A 14,853-nucleotide genomic window follows, 5' to 3' on the forward strand; every position below is an offset into this window, starting at 1 on the left:
CCTAACATTAGTCTTGGTGCTGAAGACTTAGAGTACGCAACACCACCCCGTGATAACCTGGAGGGTCTCATAGACTATCTGAACAATCCTACTACCTACGACGGGGAAACAGAGATTAGTGACGAACATCCAAGCACCAAGAGTGCTGATCTTTTTGTCTATATGAGGAACGTCTCCCAAGATAACCTCCGTAATGTGGCTGGTTATATGCTCTATGAGGCCAATCGGCCACCCTATACCTGGGGTTGTGGTAAAGTCTGTAACTAATTGTTGTTTGTACAGAGGTTAGAAAGCAGCAAGCGAAAGGCTTTATGCTTGTTTAAGCAGCAAGGGCAGAGGCTTCTTCTTTTGGCAGTTAGGGGTTAGGGGTTAGGAGTTAGGGGTTAACCAAAATCAATAACCCTAGCTTCTTTCACTAGACCTTATCCGCTAATAGAAGAAGCCGCTGCCCTGTTGCTAAATCAGTACATATCACTTTAAATACTCAATGCTCCGTAGATTATTAGACTTATTTGAGAAGTCGGGAACAGTGGACAACAATTCACGGAAACAGTATCAAAAAACTAGTTTGGCAAGAGGTCTATTCCTATCAATCCGTTATTTGCTAGTGGTTCTGGTCTTCTGCTTAGGGACATGGACGGTTAGTTCACCAGCTGAGGCTGCGGTTAACCAATATGTCAGGCGCTACCTAGATGTGGCAGAACCTGTAGCGATTGCTGTAGATGGCAAGGGAGAGACTAAGCTGTTTAATGGCGAAGACTTGTCTGTTGGTATAAAATTGTTTTCCCAAAATTGCCAGATGTGTCATGTGGGAGGAACTAATCTTATTGATCCCACCGTGTCTCTATCTCTGAAGAGACTAGCTAAGGCAACACCACCTCGAGATAATCTCAATGGTTTCATTGCTTTTATGAGGCAACCGAAGACCTATGATGGTAAAGATGATAGCTTCTCGTGCCGCAAAGTCCGAGAGAGTTGGATACCACAGGAGGAAATCGAGAAATTAGCGGCATTTGTGATCAGAGCCGCACAGAAAGGACCAGGATGGGGCACTGAGGATTTATTTTAAGTTAGGAAATAGGGAATAGGGAATAGGGAATAGGGAATAGGGAATAGGGAATAGGGAATAGGGAACAGGGAATAGGGAACAGGGAATGGTAAATAGTAAGAAGCAGAGATAAGGAAAGATTACTACACTAGTTGCTGATTTAACTCCCCATCTCCCCATCTCCCCATCTCCCCACACCTCCCACACTCCCGACTCCCGACTCCCGACTCCCTAAAACTTAGTTAATAATCACCTGACCGAATCTCTTCATTAGCTGCTTCTTGGGCTTTCTTCATAGCACTTTCTAAGGATTGCTCACCCAGTAAGGTACTCAGAAATTGATTATCGAAATGGGTTTGAATGGTTGGCAAGGTTTCCCCAGCTTGCCAAATGGTGGCATAGGCGGCTCCTTTAATAAAAGGAGCATAAAGGGGATTTTTTTGATACCCTAATTCCGATAACACAGAGACCCGAGAAGGCAGTACTAGTCCGGCTTTTCCCCAAGCTTTCATTCCTTCTTTGCCGGTAAGATAGGAAATGAGTTCCCAAGCTGCTTCTTTATGTTGAGCTTGTTTATTCATAACATAAGCAACGGTATAAGCCATGGTTCCTTTTTTACTACCTAAGGAGGGAACTTCAGCGGTGGCGAATTTAATTTTAGGAAATGTGTCTTTGAGATAAGGAATAGCCCAGCTACCTTCGATTACCATTGCGGTTTTACCTTGACCAAACATTTCGCTACCAGAACTAGCCCCAACGTCTGAGGGTAAGGCAGCAGACTGGTAGTTTCGGTATAGGTCAATGACAGTTTGAAGACTTTTAAAAGTTTCAGGAGTGGCAAAGGTAGCATAGCCGTTATTGTCAACTAAATTACCTCCAAAGGCTTTAATTAAAAAATAGAGACGAGCCAGTTCCTGATTAATTCCTAAACCATAGTGTTCATTCCTGCCATCGCGATTCTTATCAAAGGTTAGTTTTTGGGAATAATCCCGTAATTCTTCCCAAGTTTGGGGTGGTTGAGTTAAATTAGCTTGTTTGAATAATTGCTTATTGTAAAAAAGGGCAAGGGTGGAAAAATCTTTAGGCAATCCGTAAGTTATTCCATTATATTGGAATGCTTTAAACAGAGAGGGTTCAAAGTCAGCTACATCAAAATTATCAGTGCGCTTAATGTAGTCATCCAAAGGCTCCAACACATCATGACTCATTAGTAATGGGGCTTCATAGGCATCTAAATAAAAGATATCTGGAGCTGCATCACCAATTAATCGGGTTTTGATCACATCCATGTATTGACCAGTGATGACTTCAAGCTTAACCTTTACCTTGGGATGTTTAGCTTCAAATTCCTTTAGTACTTGCTCTAGTAATTGTTTTTCAGTAGGGCTGCTTTGCCAACCACCGAGAGTGACCGTGGTTACTCCATCTAAATTACTGCTTTGACAGGCTATAATGCAGAGAATTATCAGCGGTAAGATTACCAATTTTGACAGGATTTTCTTCATTTGTTAAGGGTTGACGGGTAAATTTAAATTGATATAACCTATTCATCTTACTAGAGAGCAAGACCGATTATGATCAGAGTGTCTGACCAATTCAGAAATCCTCAAACACTGATTAAGGTAAGTGGTTGGCTACTGTTACTACTGACTGGGCAAACATTGATGGTGGCTCTTACCCCAGCTACTGCCCAAACGTCACCAGAACCGAGATTTTTTGGGGAGCCTCTACCAACTATGACGCCATCTTCTCTACCATCGGTTAACACTCCCCCTTTAATTTTGCCGACCGCCTCACCCAATCGGTCAAGCAATACACCAAATACACCATTACCACCTGAGTTAAACGTCAACGACACTAATAGATCAATAACTAATCCATCAAGAACTAATAGATCAATACCCATCGCTAATCTCTATCGGGTTGATGTGGTGGGTGATAGTGATTGGTTGTTATCCCAAGTACAAGCAATTGAAGCACAAGCGTTTGTGCGCGAGGGAGAGGGGGTGATTCAAGCAGGTACATTTATGGATCGCTACAATGCTCAGTCCCGTCTGCGCACTTTGGAAGCTTTGGGAATTCCAGCCCGAATCACAACCATTGAACCACAAGCATTTGATGATGGTGGTGCCACAAATCTGAGGAACATACCAACTTTTTCATCCGATGGCTCGATCACCTATGGCTCCCGTTTGGTGTATCCAGAAACAGGATTAGATTTGGCGAATCGTGGTGCTGTGAGTTCTGGTTCTAATCCAGAGGATTCAAGAGAATCCAGGGGTAGGAGCTATTTTGTGGCTATTCCTGGAAATGCTCAGAGGTTACCAGAGATGGTAACGGAATTGGTTAAAATTGGGATTGCCCAGGATTTAGTGATCCAACGAGATGCCCCCAGAGGTAAACATGTTGCTGTTGGTCCGTTTAAAAAGCGGGGTGATGCAGAACGTTGGAGTAATCGTTTGCGCTCTGCTGGTTGGGATGCACGGGTGTATTTTGGTCGGTAGGGGCAGAATGAAGAATGAAGAATTAAGAATTAAGAATTAAGAATTAAGAATTAAGAAGGCAAAAGGCAAAAGGCAAAAGGCAAAAGGCAAAAGGCAGAATTAAGAAGGCAAAAGGCAGAATTCTAAATTCTAAATTCTACATTCAATAATTCTAAATTCTACATTCAATAATTCTAAATTCTACATTCTACATTCTAAATTCTACTGATGGAGTCTCAGAATCGGCGAGAAGTAATTGAGCAAGTGGTGGTAACTGCTGAGCAGATGCGTCAGATTGAAGGGCGCATCTTTGAGGCGGGGATGCCTGTAGCAGCTTTGATGGAAAAGGTGGCAGGATTGATTACTCGCTCTATTCAAAGTCTTTATCCCTGTGCTGAGAAGAGGCGAGTGGGTGTGTTAGTTGGTCCTGGTCATAATGGGGGTGATGGGTTAGTTGTTGCTCGTGAACTTCATTTACAGGGGTATGAGATCCACATTTACCGTCCTTTGTCGAAACTGAAGGAATTGACTGACTACCATGCTCGGTATGCGCTTAGCTTGGGGATTCCTTTTTATGACGAGATTGAACCGCTGTATGAGTGTGACCTGATTATTGATGGTTTGTTCGGATTTGGACTGACGCGATCGCGAAGCGTGGCCTACGGCCAATCGCTTTCTGGTAGTATCGCTGAGGCGGTTGAGCTGTTGAATCAATGGTCACAACCGGTGGTGAGTATTGATTTACCTTCGGGATTACATACTGATACTGGGGAAGTTTTGGGCATCGCGGTTCGGGCTACCCGGACATTGTGCTTAGGGTTGTGGAAGTTGGGGTTTCTCCAAGACCAAGGGTTGGATTATATTGGTGAAGCTGAGTTAATTGATTTTGGTATTCCCCTCAAGGATATTTGGTCAATTTTAGGTGAACCACCAGATTTGCTCAGAGTGACAAAAACTGTTGCGAAACATTTTTTACCCTTACCTCGCCCTAAGGTAACTCATAAGTACCAACAGGGTCATCTGTTGCTGATTTGTGGCTCTAGACAGTATTCAGGGGCAGCAATTCTGGCGGGATTAGGGGCTCGTGCTAGTGGGGTGGGGATGCTTTCGATGGCAGTGCCGGAGTCTATCAAACTGCTAGTGGTCAGTCACTTGCCAGAAGCAGTGGTAATTGGTTGCCCAGAAACGACGGCGGGTGCGATTGCATTTTTGCCTGAGTTAGTGTTAGAGAAGTTACACCAACCTTCTGGTAGCTATCAGGCTTCAAATCAGACTTATAATGCGATCGCATGTGGTCCTGGTTTAACAAAGGATGCTAAGGATATAGTGCAAGGGGTTTTAGCTGCCCAATGCCCAATGGTTTTGGATGCGGATAGTTTAAATATCCTGGCGGAACTGATCACTATTCCCACTTTGTTGAAGCGTCTAGGCCAGACCGTGTTAACGCCTCATGTTGGAGAGTTCCGACGTTTATTTCCTGATTCCGCAGAACTGTTACCGGATCGAGTCCAGGCGGTGCGGAAGGCATCCCAACTGAGTCGGTCTGTGGTGTTGTTAAAAGGAGCCAGGAGTGCGATCGCAAATCCTATGGGCTCGGTTTTGCTGATTCCTGAAAGTACACCAGCTCTAGCCCGAGGGGGGAGTGGCGATGTCCTCACGGGATTAGTGGGAGGCTTATTGGCTCAGCCAGTTCTGTCTGAGCATCCTTTGGAGGCAATAGTGGCAACGGCAGCCTGGTGGCATGCCCAAGCTGGCATTTTAGCGGCTCAGGAGCGGAGTGAGTTGGGGGTCGATGGGGTAACCTTGGCGGAGTTTTTGATGACAGTGGTGAGAGGGAATAGGGAGTAGGGAATAGGGAACAGGGAATAGGGAACAGGCAAGAGGCAAGAGGCAAGAGGCAAGAGGCAAGAGGGAAAACTAATCTGACTCCCCATCTCCCCATCTCCCCATCTCCCCATCTCCCCACACTCCCTGCTCCCTACTCCCTACTCCCTACTCCCTCTTGTTAACAAATTAAACCTAAAGCTTTCTCTTTAATTTGGTCTTCGTCAATCTTTTCTTTGAGTTCACTATCTGTATATCTGCCTTCTAAGGCTTCTAATGCTGCTTTTTTGAGGGCTGTCTCAAAGGCATCGGTTAAAATTTCTAATAATTCCTCTTGATTGGCATAATATCCCCCTGATTTTCGCCGTTTGTTCACTCGTTTAATGTTTTTGCTGGCATTATAAATCGAAAATTCCCAAGAGCGGGTAGTGCGTTTTTCTACCTCTTGCTTGATTAAATGTAATAGTAATATGACTGCATAGCTATAAATTTTATTTAATTTATCCTCCCTTGACATTTCTTCTAGTTCATCAACAATTTCTAAGGCTTTATGATAGTTTCTTTCTTCAATGAGTTGACGTAATAAGGTTAATTCTTCCATATTCTGGGTTGATGGCATTAGGGAATCGGGAATCGGGAGTCGGGAATCGGGAGTCGGTACTATGAAAAAATTATAGCTATTAATTTATCATAACTACTCTATAAGAGCCGACTTTTTTAATTAAGCAGCTATTCTTCGAGCACTTCATCAGCCATCTGCACAATCTCTCTATACAAGCGATCGCTCACTCTAAATCCGGCTTGATTGATTAGATCATCGACAATCGGTTTCACTGCTGTAATCAATCCCTGTTTCTTGGCAGCTAAAAGCAATCCCAGAATACCTGTAAATTTTAATCCAAACCGAGATGCAATTACTCTTGCCTGATAATCATCAATCAGTAATCGATTGGCGTTGAGTTCAATTGCTAAAGCGATCGCTTCAGATTCTCCTGCATCAATTTCAAGCCTAAGTTCTGCAACCAAGCTACGATTCGTAGCTTGTCGAGTCTGAATCCAGGATAGAGTTTGCACTTCTTCCGACCCTGGAACCTCGTATGGTAGATCTACCATCTCATTGTAAACCGCTTGAGGAATTATCAACACTCCATAGAGCTGCCGCAGTATATCAATTTTTTGAATCGCTGATAAATTAGTAATGGGTGATGTGTTACTAACCACGATCATATATCGCCCAATTCCTTCAATGTTTGAATGTCTTGTTGAAAATCTTCACGGTCATAATTGATACAAATTCTCCGATTAGAGAGTGCTTGTTGAAATTCAATTAGGTGCATGCCAGCTAGCTCACGGGCTTTACCAATACTAATTCTTTTCTGTTTATATAGCATAATGGCAATCTCAAGCTTCAAATCGGCTGCCGATAGTTTAGCAGCTTGCAACAACTCATCAGAAATTACAACACTCATAACCGACTCAGCATTATAAACCCATTGTTTTGATTCTAGCTCAATGGTTTCCTATTCAGAAGCATCAACTTATCCAGGTATTGGCGGACTATCAGCCGATTTTTCGATTTCGGATTTTCTTTGCTTTTGGAGCAAGAACTCAGCAAAGTCAAACACTAATTGACGTTGCTTTGGCGACAATACCTGCAAAACTGCCAGCACATCATGTGGAATTACCATCGGTGGGGATTTTGATGTTCCCATAGACTACTCCTATATAGCACTACCCATTAAGATGTTTGACATTGTCAGCCATGCCGCGAGTGGGGGAAACCACGGCAGTCGCTCATGGGGGGGACCCCCAAGACCGCGCTGCCTTCCCAAGACCGCGCTGCATCGCTTCTAAACTCCGAAACCTACTCCTAGCTTACTTTTGACTTCTGACTTCTCACTTCTGACTTGCGCGTAGCGCTATAAATCATCGGGATTGATCCCAAGGGTACGCAATTTTTCTGCTAATCGTTCTGCCCGTTGGTGTTCCTGTTCTGCCCGTTGGCGTTTTTGTTCTGCCCGTTGGCGTTCTTGTTCTGCCCGTTGGCGTTCTTGTTCTGCCCGTTCTGCTGAAGTCTCAATCCAATTACCAACTCCATCATACCAACGCAGCCACAACCCTTGTGTTTCTTGATATTTCCCAAGCCAGACTCCTAACCCTAATTCCAGTTCTGGAATCCAAAATTTAGGTTCAGAAAGTTCTACTTCCTGATACTGGGTGGGCATTAATTGAAACACTCGCAACTGGTTTTCATAACGGTCAAAGACTACATAGTAAGGAATGCGCATGTATTGTTCATAGGCTTGCCATTTGGTGGGTGGCTTGTTGGCAGACCTTAGGGTTTGTCCTAAATCTTCAGCTTCGGTACCTGGTGATAGGAGTTCCACTACCAAAAATGGCGCTCTTCCTTCCTGCCAAACCACATAATTCCAGCGCAGGTCTTCTTGTTTTTCAGCAGGAGTTACATCTAATACCAGAAACCAATCTGGTCGCTTATGCCATAAGTAATGACGACTGTTGTAATATACATTCAGGTTTGTAGCAATGAACATCTCCTCCCTGGGATAGTTGGGAGGTTGGCAGGTTTCTCGCAGTAGTTGGGGTTGGAAGTCGTGAAATTCGTCAGGCAAACCAGGTTCCTCCCGGTCTTAACGAGGTGGATCAGTATTTTTGAATTTAGAATGAAGAATTTAGAATGAAGAATTTAGAATGAAGAATTCACCATTCTGCCTTCACCATTCTCCATTCTTACAAACAACCTCCCCTTCACCTAACACCAAAGGCGAACAACCTTTTTGATTTAAGAATTAATAATTTAAAATGCGCGAATTGGTAATTATCCATTCTTAATTCTACATTCTCAATTCTACATTCTCAATTCTACATTCTTCATTCTGAAGATTCTTCTTCACCAATAGGATTAGGAACATCAAAAATAATCACAAATTCAGCCTCGGGCATCAGCCGTTTAAGAGCTGTCATATGACCCTCCGCATTGGATCGGTTACGGAAACGAGCGACAACGACTCGTTGCATCTGTGGTAACAAGCGAACGATTGCCCATGGGTATAGGCGTTGACTGTACGACATAATAAAATTACCTCCTTTTGAGTGGGAGACCCAGAGCCAGCCCGTGACGCTCTAACATCTGTGGGCTGGCTCTTCACTTATCTCCTTTTGAGTGTTCCTTTTTCTAGAATAGCATAAAAATTGCATAATTATAACATATTTTGAAAATTTTTGTAACAATTTTTTGATGGAGAGGGAACAGCGGATCTGGGAACAGCGGATCTGGGAACAGGGAATAGTAAGTGCGATTGACTTGCTTGTCACGCTACGCGATGCTCCAAAAGAGCCGCTACGCGATTGACCTGCTTGTCACGCGGGGCGCGTTCGCTTTTACTGATCACAGCTAGATGCGATCGCATTTACTGATCAAAGCTAGATGCGATCGCATTTACTGATCACAGCTAGATGCGATCGCATTTACTGATCACAGCTAGATGCGATCGCATTTACTGATCACAGCTAGATGCGATCGCATTTACCGATCACAGCTAGATGCGATCGCATTTACCGATCACAGCTAGATGCGATCGCATTTACCGATCACAGCTAGATGCGATCGCATTTACTGATCACAGCTAGATGCGATCGCATTTACTGATCACAGCTAGATGCGATCGCATTTACCGATCACAGCTAGATGCGATCGCATTTACTGATCAAAGCTAGATGCGATCGCATTTACTGATCACAGCTAGATGCGATCGCATTTACTGATCACAGCTAGATGCGATCGCATTTACTGATCACAGCTAGATGCGATCGCTTTTACTGATCACAGCTAGATCCGAACGCATTTACCGATCACAGCTAGATGCGATTGACCTGCTTGTCACGCGGGGCGCGTTCGCATTTACCGACCATAGCCATCTGCGATCACATTTATCTACCACAACCCATACTCTTCCCCCGATTCCCGATTCCCGATTCCCGATTCCCAATTCTAAATTCGCGCATTCTAAATTCGCGCATTCCCGATTCCCTGTAGTATCCACTGTCTAGAGAGGTATTTTTCACTTACGATTGAAAATTGTTATAGTTACGGGTTATTCAACAGGAAAACAAAGGGAGCTCTTGCCGAAATACCACCTGTAATTTCTGAAGCTTACAATAGTGATGGTTAAGGGAACAGGGAACAGGGAATCGGGAATCGGGAACAGTGATGCCCTAAATCAAGACAGGGAATCAACCTCAAAGAAGACTGTAGCTCATAACTGCAAGAAATGCCATATTTGGAGTTTAGGCAAAAGGTAATAGGCAATAGGGAAAAAATCTTGTGTATGTCAGATGGTGGTGCGTTACGGGACGGGCTTTAACAGGGGCGAAGAGTCTCAAAATCATAGGCTTTCTGTCCCTAACGCACCCTACACCCTACACCCTACACCCTACTCCCTATTCCCTATGGTGGTGCGTTACGGGACGGGCTTTAACAGGGGCGAAGAGTCTCAAAATCATAGGCTTTCTGTCCCTAACGCACCCTACACCCTACACCCTACACCCTACTCCCTACTCCCTGCTCCCTACTCCCTGCTCCCTACTCCCTCCTAGCTAACCAATTGAAAACCTTTAATAGTCGCTTGTTAACCTATTCACAACTTCAGCACAAATCATGAAAAACAACTCAGAAATACCAATCCCCAATCCTGCCCAAACCATGATGGCGGATGACCAATCCATGACCAATTCACCAGAAACTATGGACAATCAAGACCTAGGGATGGCAACCGCCCCATCCATGGAAAGCCCAAAAGAAGTCATCAACGTTGACGCCCAACATTCCTATCCTCCCTATCCTCCCTATAACCCACCATCCCTAACCCTTGACACAATTACTACTGTGACTATGCCAGTGCTGACTCCTGGTAACAATGGTGACGCCGTGCGATTTTTGCAGCAGATCCTAATCAGCTTGGGCTACACCATTGTTAAATTTAACGCCAATTTTGACCGATATACCTACCTAGGTGTAACTCAATTCCAACGCAACAACCGTTTGAAAGTGGATGGAGTAGTTGGCTGGCATACCTGGCGTAAGTTGGGTGAAGCTAGTGTCTCCCGGCGTCGTTACTAGGGAGTAGGGAAAGTTGAATGTAGAATGTAGAATTAAGAAGGTAGAATTAAGAAGGTAGAATTAAGAAGGTAGAATTAAGAAGGTAGAAGGTAGAAGGTAGAAGGTAGAAGGTAGAAGGTAGAAGGTAGAAGGTAGAAGGTAGAAGGTAGAAGGTAGAAGGTAGAAGGGTTAATTTTAAATTCTTAATTCTTAATTCTCAATTCTTAATTCTTAATTCTTAATTCTTAATTCTCAATTCTTAATTCTCAATTCTCAATTCTTAATTCTCAATTCTCAATTCTTAATTCTCAATTCTCAATTCTCAATTCTCAATTCTCAATTCTTAATTCTCAATTCTTAATTCTCAATTCTCAATTCTCAATTCTTAATTCTCAATTCTTAATTCTCAATTCCCTATTGATTAATCATTGGTCAAGGAAAAATTGACAAAAATATTCTATAGTTTCACTATTGCTCAAACCCGTCTAGAATCTCATCTGGCAACGGGGCATCAAAATCATCTGGGACTTTGAACTGGCCTAGACAGAGTGCAAATGGACGTAACTGCGAGGAGGAGTGGTTTCAGACTTAGGAGCATCCATGATTGATTACCCTAAACTATAGTCCACTTTATTCTAGCTGGGAGTAGGGAACAGGGAACAGGCAAGAGGCATGCATGCAAGAGGCAAGAGGCAAGAGGGAACGCTGAGCTGACTCCCGATCTCCCCACACTTTCGACAGTTGAGAAAACCGTTGCACTGAGCACATAGTTCCGAAACTCCCCCCCCCGAAGTCGCTTTTCCTAATCAATAGTGATCAGAAAACCAGTGATCAGAAAACCATTGCACTAGCCGTACAGTTTTGAAAACCGTTGCACTGGCCGCACAGTTCCGACACTTAGGACACTCCCCCTGCTTGGAAGTCCCTTTTCCTATCAATAGGTATCAGAAAACCGTTGCACTAGCCGCACAGTTGATAAAACCGTTGCACTGGGCTTACAGTTCTGATACTCCCCCCTGCTCCGAACGCGCCCCGCGTGGCCTACGGCCTCAGCTCCCTGCTGCCTAATCAAAAAACCGTTGCACTGGCCGCACAGTTAATAAAACCATTGCACTGACCGCACACTTCCTCCTGTTCCCAGATCCGCTGTTCCCTGTTCCCTACTCCAAAAACCGTTGCACTGACCGCACACTTCCGACACTATTGCCTATTGCTAGCATCCCTATTGCCTACTCCCTACTCCCTGCTCCCTACTCCCTACTCCCTACTCCCTTCTAATTGCTATACTCAAAGCGTTGGCTCTGGAACCGTGATCATGTACCAAATTCAGTTGAAGGAAGCAGAGACTAGACTCGCGGAACTACTTGAAGCAGCAGCAGCAGGGGAAGAGGTTGTCATCCTCGGTAGTGATGGGAAATCGTTTAGAATTGTGCCAATGATGGCAGTACAAGCAACGCCTAAGTTTGGTAGCGCTAAGGGGTTAGTTAAAATGTCAGAGGATTTTGACCAGCCGTTAGATCAACTCTGGTTGAATACCCATAATTAAGGAGAGGGTGGGGAGATGGGGAGATTTGAAGATGGGGAGATAGGGGAGATTTTTATTTTATTAAGGGTAATTATCCTGACCTGATATTAACCTTAGATTTACGCGATCGCTAATTACATATCCCTCTTGCGTCTTGCCTCTTGCCTGTTCCATCTGCCCGCACACTTCCCACACTTCCCACACTTCCCACACTCCCCCCTCTCTTTCCCAGTTTCTGTTAGTATTCGATCCTAACCAGGAGGTAATTGTGGAATGGATAAATTAAATCAGTATCGTGAAGCGATTAAGAAAATTTTGACAGATTACAGCAAAATTAAACCTTCGTTTGGGGATATAGACCGCTATACTTCCTTTGATATAGAAAACGACCACTATCAAATTATTAGTGTGGGTTGGGAAGAGCATCGCCGCGTCTATGGCTGCCTGATTCACATTGATATTATCAACGACAAGATTTGGATTCAATACGATGGAACGGAATATGGTGTGGCTAATGAGCTGACTGATGCGGGAATTCCTAAGTATGATATTGTATTAGCCTTTCACACTCCGTTTATGCGTCGGTATAGTGATTTTGCGGTGGGTTGATTTTTGGGGAATTAAGAATTAAGAATTAAGAATTAAGAATGTAGAATGTAGAATTAAGAATTAAGAATTAAGAATTAAGAATGTAGGGTGCGTTAGGGGCGGGCTTGCCCTAATTTTCCACTTCGATCGCCAGTATTGGGATAGCCCGCCCCGTAACGCACCACCAAGTAGAATGCGCGAATTTAGAATTGTTCAGTATCTTTGGCTCTTCCGTACTTGTTATGCTAAATAAACACTTTGGCAAAGAGAGCAGGTAATTGGGAGCTGAGGCCGTAGGCCACGCTACGCGAATGGAGCAGAATCACCTTAGGACGGTTCGCTTCTTCAAAATGACACTGAACAGCATCTCGAACCATCGCTGTCAGCTCATCCAAGGTATCTGCTTGAGTAAAGATAGATTCTCCCAAAGCCCTGGCGGTATAACCCTTGTCCGGATCTTTCTCAACCAAAAACACAACCTGGCTCATGTTGATCACATCATTATTTTCTATAGTCATTATGCCATGAAGAGATGGGCAGTCAGATTAGCCTTTCCAATTCCCGACTCCCAATTCCCGACTCCCGACTCCCGATTCTAAATTCTTCATTCTTCATTCTTCATTCTTCATTCTTCATTCTAAATTCTTCATTCTTCATTCTAAATTCTTCATTCTTCATTCTTCATTCCCTATCTCCCGTCGATACCGAGCACGCGCTGGTGTTCCCCAGCATACTTGCTGCTCTGGGATATTACTAAACACACTGCTGCGAGCACCAATAACGGCATTGGCTCCAATGTGGACACCGGGCGCAACGAAGCAATCGGTGGCAATCCAGGCTCCGTTCCCAACATTAATCTCAGCTGTGATTAACCCAAATCTTGGGTCTTTGATATCGTGACTACCGGTACAGAGGTAACATTTTTGGGAAATAATGCAGTGACTACCAATGCTAATCCGATCGATGCTGTAGAACACTACATCATCCCCAATCCAACTGTAGTCACCAATTTCTACTTTCCAGGGGTAAGTAAAACGAGCAGTCGGTCGAATAACGACATTAGTACCAATCTTGGCTCCAAATAATTGGAGCAGCCATCGGCGGAAACCATTGAAGTTATGAAGACTTAAGGGAAATGCGATCGCTTGCACCAACCACCAGATTAAGACTAACCAGCTCGGACGCCCTCGGTCAAATTGAGATGAGTCGTATTTGCTTAAATCTACTAAGGGCGCTAATTCTAAGGCTGGTGGTTTACTTAAGTCAAGAGTCATATATTGGTTTGGTTGAAGGTTGGGTGGTTGAAGGTTGGGTGGTTGAAGGTTGAAGGTTGGGTGGTTGAAGGTTGAAGGTTGGGTGGTTGAAGGTTGAAGGTTGGGTGGTTGAAGGTTGTTAGCCTTTGGCGTTCCCGTAGGGTAGGTTGAATGTTTAAGGTTTTAACCAGCAACCGGCCAACCTGCACTCGATTCCCGATTCCCGATTCCCGATTCCCGATTCCCGATTCTCAATTCTTCATTCTTAATTCCCAATCATGCTCTCAAATAATAATGAAGACTCGCTCCAGTACGACCAGTGATAATCCAGACCACCGAGCGCCCTACATCCCGTAGCACTTGCAGCCAGGATTCCTCAGGCTGCTGGGAAGGAATGGCGACAGGAGTGAAGGCAATACCCTGACTGCCGAAAATAAAGAAGGCGATCGCAATCGACCGACGCATATGAAAGTCTGAGGTGATTAGATACACATGGTGGATGTCATGGGTTTGGAAATCTTGAACCAGGGAGGTAAAGTTGGTGACGGTATCGATAGCACGGCGATCAAGATTTACTCGCTGATCAGGAATACCTGCTTCCCGAAAGACCTTTTGGGCTTGTGGGGTGGGCTCTCCAGAAGAGACCCAAATATCAAGGTTAGGATGTTGCTGAGCAAACTCAGCTGTAAATTTTTCCCGTGTGATATCTCCACCGAGGGTCAGAATCACCTCAGGAGTGGGGGATTGGAGATGGGCGAGCCCTAAGCGAATGGGAATAAAACTAACAGCAATACATAGGATGCTAAAGGTAAATGCTACCCGCATTTTGCCTAGGGTTTTGCGAGGGTAGCCAAAGCCAGGTTTATTGGTGAAACGTCGGCGTGAAGATAAGTTTCGTTTCATGGCTCAATACAAGGATTTTCCCGTAGGTTGAGTTGTAGGGACTTCGGAGCAGGGAGTAGGGAGTAGGGAGTAGGGAGTAGGGAGTAGGGAGTAGGGAGTAGGGAGTAGGGGTA

24 protein-coding genes and 1 pseudogene are annotated in these 14,853 nt (G+C 44.4%); 10 read left to right on the plus strand and 15 right to left on the minus strand.

What is annotated here, in order from left to right; all coding sequences use genetic code 11:
* Positions 1-267 (plus strand): annotated as a pseudogene (locus F6J94_RS17930) (cytochrome c-550); the annotation flags it as partial.
* A gap of 220 nt (positions 268-487) precedes the next feature.
* Positions 488-1,069, plus strand: a complete 582-nt coding sequence (gene psbV2, locus F6J94_RS17935; RefSeq protein ID WP_293042956.1) for a photosystem II cytochrome PsbV2 — start codon at positions 488-490, stop codon at positions 1,067-1,069.
* On the opposite strand, the gene F6J94_RS17940 is transcribed toward psbV2, so the two are convergent.
* Together F6J94_RS17940 and F6J94_RS17945 are read right to left on the minus strand one after the other, a co-directional pair.
* On the minus strand, positions 1,061-1,228 hold the full coding sequence (locus F6J94_RS17940; protein ID WP_293042961.1) for a hypothetical protein: 168 nt from the start codon (positions 1,226-1,228) through the stop codon (positions 1,061-1,063). The genes psbV2 and F6J94_RS17940 overlap by 9 nt on opposite strands.
* 62 nt (positions 1,229-1,290) lie before the next feature.
* Positions 1,291-2,553, minus strand: a complete 1,263-nt coding sequence (locus tag F6J94_RS17945; RefSeq protein ID WP_293042964.1) for an ABC transporter substrate-binding protein — start codon at positions 2,551-2,553, stop codon at positions 1,291-1,293.
* Between the two features lie 69 nt (positions 2,554-2,622).
* Between F6J94_RS17945 and F6J94_RS17950 the strand changes: the two genes are divergently transcribed.
* Together F6J94_RS17950 and F6J94_RS17955 are read left to right on the plus strand one after the other, a co-directional pair.
* Positions 2,623-3,552, plus strand: a complete 930-nt coding sequence (locus F6J94_RS17950) for a hypothetical protein (protein ID WP_293042967.1) — start codon at positions 2,623-2,625, stop codon at positions 3,550-3,552.
* 207 nt (positions 3,553-3,759) lie between these two features.
* A complete protein-coding gene (locus F6J94_RS17955) occupies positions 3,760-5,379 on the plus strand; it encodes an NAD(P)H-hydrate dehydratase (protein WP_293042970.1) in 1,620 nt (539 codons plus the stop codon).
* Here the strand turns inward: F6J94_RS17955 and F6J94_RS17960 are convergent.
* From F6J94_RS17960 to F6J94_RS17990, 7 genes are all read right to left on the minus strand, one after another.
* Positions 5,298-5,489 carry a hypothetical protein gene (locus F6J94_RS17960; RefSeq protein ID WP_293025392.1) on the minus strand — a complete coding sequence of 64 codons (192 nt, stop codon included), beginning with the start codon at positions 5,487-5,489 and terminating at the stop codon, positions 5,298-5,300. The genes F6J94_RS17955 and F6J94_RS17960 overlap by 82 nt on opposite strands.
* A gap of 47 nt (positions 5,490-5,536) precedes the next feature.
* Positions 5,537-5,956 (minus strand): DUF29 family protein, encoded by a 420-nt coding sequence (locus tag F6J94_RS17965; protein WP_293043013.1) that lies wholly within the window; start codon positions 5,954-5,956, stop codon positions 5,537-5,539.
* A 128-nt stretch (positions 5,957-6,084) separates the two neighbouring features.
* Positions 6,085-6,582 carry a DUF3368 domain-containing protein gene (locus F6J94_RS17970; RefSeq protein ID WP_293042973.1) on the minus strand — a complete coding sequence of 166 codons (498 nt, stop codon included), beginning with the start codon at positions 6,580-6,582 and terminating at the stop codon, positions 6,085-6,087.
* Positions 6,579-6,824 (minus strand): UPF0175 family protein, encoded by a 246-nt coding sequence (locus F6J94_RS17975; RefSeq protein WP_293042976.1) that lies wholly within the window; start codon positions 6,822-6,824, stop codon positions 6,579-6,581. Before F6J94_RS17975 ends, F6J94_RS17970 begins: the two co-directional genes overlap by 4 nt.
* 69 nt (positions 6,825-6,893) lie before the next feature.
* On the minus strand, positions 6,894-7,067 hold the full coding sequence (locus tag F6J94_RS17980) for a hypothetical protein (RefSeq protein WP_293042980.1): 174 nt from the start codon (positions 7,065-7,067) through the stop codon (positions 6,894-6,896).
* Between the two features lie 207 nt (positions 7,068-7,274).
* Positions 7,275-7,985 (minus strand): Uma2 family endonuclease, encoded by a 711-nt coding sequence (locus tag F6J94_RS17985; RefSeq protein ID WP_293042983.1) that lies wholly within the window; start codon positions 7,983-7,985, stop codon positions 7,275-7,277.
* Between the two features lie 259 nt (positions 7,986-8,244).
* Positions 8,245-8,445: a hypothetical protein gene (locus F6J94_RS17990; RefSeq protein WP_293025389.1), complete on the minus strand. Its 201-nt coding sequence runs from the start codon at positions 8,443-8,445 to the stop codon at positions 8,245-8,247.
* A 732-nt stretch (positions 8,446-9,177) separates the two neighbouring features.
* Here F6J94_RS17990 and F6J94_RS17995 point away from each other — a divergent pair.
* Positions 9,178-9,423: a hypothetical protein gene (locus tag F6J94_RS17995; protein ID WP_293042986.1), complete on the plus strand. Its 246-nt coding sequence runs from the start codon at positions 9,178-9,180 to the stop codon at positions 9,421-9,423.
* Between the two features lie 118 nt (positions 9,424-9,541).
* Here the strand turns inward: F6J94_RS17995 and F6J94_RS18000 are convergent, their stop codons facing one another.
* Positions 9,542-9,682, minus strand: a complete 141-nt coding sequence (locus tag F6J94_RS18000; protein WP_293025386.1) for a hypothetical protein — start codon at positions 9,680-9,682, stop codon at positions 9,542-9,544.
* A 32-nt stretch (positions 9,683-9,714) separates the two neighbouring features.
* Here F6J94_RS18000 and F6J94_RS18005 point away from each other — a divergent pair, with 32 nt between their 5' ends.
* Both F6J94_RS18005 and F6J94_RS18010 read left to right on the plus strand, forming a co-directional pair.
* Positions 9,715-9,969, plus strand: coding sequence for a hypothetical protein (locus tag F6J94_RS18005; RefSeq protein WP_293042989.1), 255 nt, complete (start codon positions 9,715-9,717; stop codon positions 9,967-9,969).
* Positions 9,970-10,030: 61 nt separating this feature from the next.
* On the plus strand, positions 10,031-10,492 hold the full coding sequence (locus F6J94_RS18010; protein ID WP_293025384.1) for a peptidoglycan-binding domain-containing protein: 462 nt from the start codon (positions 10,031-10,033) through the stop codon (positions 10,490-10,492).
* A gap of 609 nt (positions 10,493-11,101) precedes the next feature.
* Here F6J94_RS18010 and F6J94_RS18015 read toward each other — a convergent pair.
* Positions 11,102-11,239 (minus strand): hypothetical protein, encoded by a 138-nt coding sequence (locus F6J94_RS18015; RefSeq protein ID WP_293025382.1) that lies wholly within the window; start codon positions 11,237-11,239, stop codon positions 11,102-11,104.
* A gap of 442 nt (positions 11,240-11,681) precedes the next feature.
* Between F6J94_RS18015 and F6J94_RS18020 the strand changes: the two genes are divergently transcribed.
* Entirely contained in the window at positions 11,682-12,017 is a 336-nt protein-coding gene (locus F6J94_RS18020; RefSeq protein WP_293042992.1) for a hypothetical protein, read from the plus strand.
* Positions 12,018-12,077: 60 nt separating this feature from the next.
* Here F6J94_RS18020 and F6J94_RS18025 read toward each other — a convergent pair whose 3' ends face one another.
* On the minus strand, positions 12,078-12,209 hold the full coding sequence (locus F6J94_RS18025) for a hypothetical protein (protein WP_293042995.1): 132 nt from the start codon (positions 12,207-12,209) through the stop codon (positions 12,078-12,080).
* 60 nt (positions 12,210-12,269) lie between these two features.
* Here F6J94_RS18025 and F6J94_RS18030 point away from each other — a divergent pair, with 60 nt between their 5' ends.
* Together F6J94_RS18030 and F6J94_RS18035 are read left to right on the plus strand one after the other, a co-directional pair.
* Positions 12,270-12,605 carry a XisI protein gene (locus tag F6J94_RS18030; protein ID WP_293042998.1) on the plus strand — a complete coding sequence of 112 codons (336 nt, stop codon included), beginning with the start codon at positions 12,270-12,272 and terminating at the stop codon, positions 12,603-12,605.
* A 257-nt stretch (positions 12,606-12,862) separates the two neighbouring features.
* A complete protein-coding gene (locus F6J94_RS18035; protein ID WP_293043001.1) occupies positions 12,863-13,183 on the plus strand; it encodes a hypothetical protein in 321 nt (106 codons plus the stop codon).
* Between the two features lie 75 nt (positions 13,184-13,258).
* Here F6J94_RS18035 and hpsU read toward each other — a convergent pair whose 3' ends face one another.
* The 3 genes from hpsU to F6J94_RS18050 form a co-directional block, all read right to left on the minus strand.
* On the minus strand, positions 13,259-13,858 hold the full coding sequence (hpsU, locus tag F6J94_RS18040; RefSeq protein ID WP_293043004.1) for a hormogonium polysaccharide biosynthesis acetyltransferase HpsU: 600 nt from the start codon (positions 13,856-13,858) through the stop codon (positions 13,259-13,261).
* Complete coding sequence (locus tag F6J94_RS18045; protein ID WP_293043007.1) at positions 13,855-14,031, minus strand: hypothetical protein; 177 nt, start codon at positions 14,029-14,031, stop codon at positions 13,855-13,857. Before F6J94_RS18045 ends, hpsU begins: the two co-directional genes overlap by 4 nt.
* Before the next feature lie 82 nt (positions 14,032-14,113).
* Positions 14,114-14,740: a YdcF family protein gene (locus F6J94_RS18050; protein WP_293043010.1), complete on the minus strand. Its 627-nt coding sequence runs from the start codon at positions 14,738-14,740 to the stop codon at positions 14,114-14,116.
* Between the last annotated feature and the right edge of the window lie 113 nt (positions 14,741-14,853).

It is taken from the genome of Moorena sp. SIO1F2, assembly GCF_010672755.1.
Taxonomy (GTDB): domain Bacteria; phylum Cyanobacteriota; class Cyanobacteriia; order Cyanobacteriales; family Coleofasciculaceae; genus Moorena.

Coding starts and splice junctions, on each gene's coding strand:
- F6J94_RS18010 (WP_293025384.1), top strand. CDS start 10,031: ATGAAAAACAACTCAGAAATACCAATCCCCAATCCTGCCCAAACCATG.
- F6J94_RS17950 (WP_293042967.1), top strand. CDS start 2,623: ATGATCAGAGTGTCTGACCAATTCAGAAATCCTCAAACACTGATTAAG.
- F6J94_RS17995 (WP_293042986.1), top strand. CDS start 9,178: ATGCGATCGCTTTTACTGATCACAGCTAGATCCGAACGCATTTACCGA.
- F6J94_RS17960 (WP_293025392.1), bottom strand. CDS start 5,489: ATGGGGAGATGGGGAGATGGGGAGATGGGGAGTCAGATTAGTTTTCCC.
- F6J94_RS18050 (WP_293043010.1), bottom strand. CDS start 14,740: ATGAAACGAAACTTATCTTCACGCCGACGTTTCACCAATAAACCTGGC.
- F6J94_RS17965 (WP_293043013.1), bottom strand. CDS start 5,956: ATGGAAGAATTAACCTTATTACGTCAACTCATTGAAGAAAGAAACTAT.
- F6J94_RS17975 (WP_293042976.1), bottom strand. CDS start 6,824: ATGAGTGTTGTAATTTCTGATGAGTTGTTGCAAGCTGCTAAACTATCG.
- F6J94_RS17940 (WP_293042961.1), bottom strand. CDS start 1,228: ATGGGGAGATGGGGAGTTAAATCAGCAACTAGTGTAGTAATCTTTCCT.
- F6J94_RS17970 (WP_293042973.1), bottom strand. CDS start 6,582: ATGATCGTGGTTAGTAACACATCACCCATTACTAATTTATCAGCGATT.
- F6J94_RS18030 (WP_293042998.1), top strand. CDS start 12,270: ATGGATAAATTAAATCAGTATCGTGAAGCGATTAAGAAAATTTTGACA.
- F6J94_RS17945 (WP_293042964.1), bottom strand. CDS start 2,553: ATGAAGAAAATCCTGTCAAAATTGGTAATCTTACCGCTGATAATTCTC.
- F6J94_RS17990 (WP_293025389.1), bottom strand. CDS start 8,445: ATGTCGTACAGTCAACGCCTATACCCATGGGCAATCGTTCGCTTGTTA.
- psbV2 (WP_293042956.1), top strand. CDS start 488: ATGCTCCGTAGATTATTAGACTTATTTGAGAAGTCGGGAACAGTGGAC.
- F6J94_RS17980 (WP_293042980.1), bottom strand. CDS start 7,067: ATGGGAACATCAAAATCCCCACCGATGGTAATTCCACATGATGTGCTG.
- F6J94_RS17955 (WP_293042970.1), top strand. CDS start 3,760: ATGGAGTCTCAGAATCGGCGAGAAGTAATTGAGCAAGTGGTGGTAACT.
- hpsU (WP_293043004.1), bottom strand. CDS start 13,858: ATGACTCTTGACTTAAGTAAACCACCAGCCTTAGAATTAGCGCCCTTA.
- F6J94_RS18015 (WP_293025382.1), bottom strand. CDS start 11,239: ATGTGCTCAGTGCAACGGTTTTCTCAACTGTCGAAAGTGTGGGGAGAT.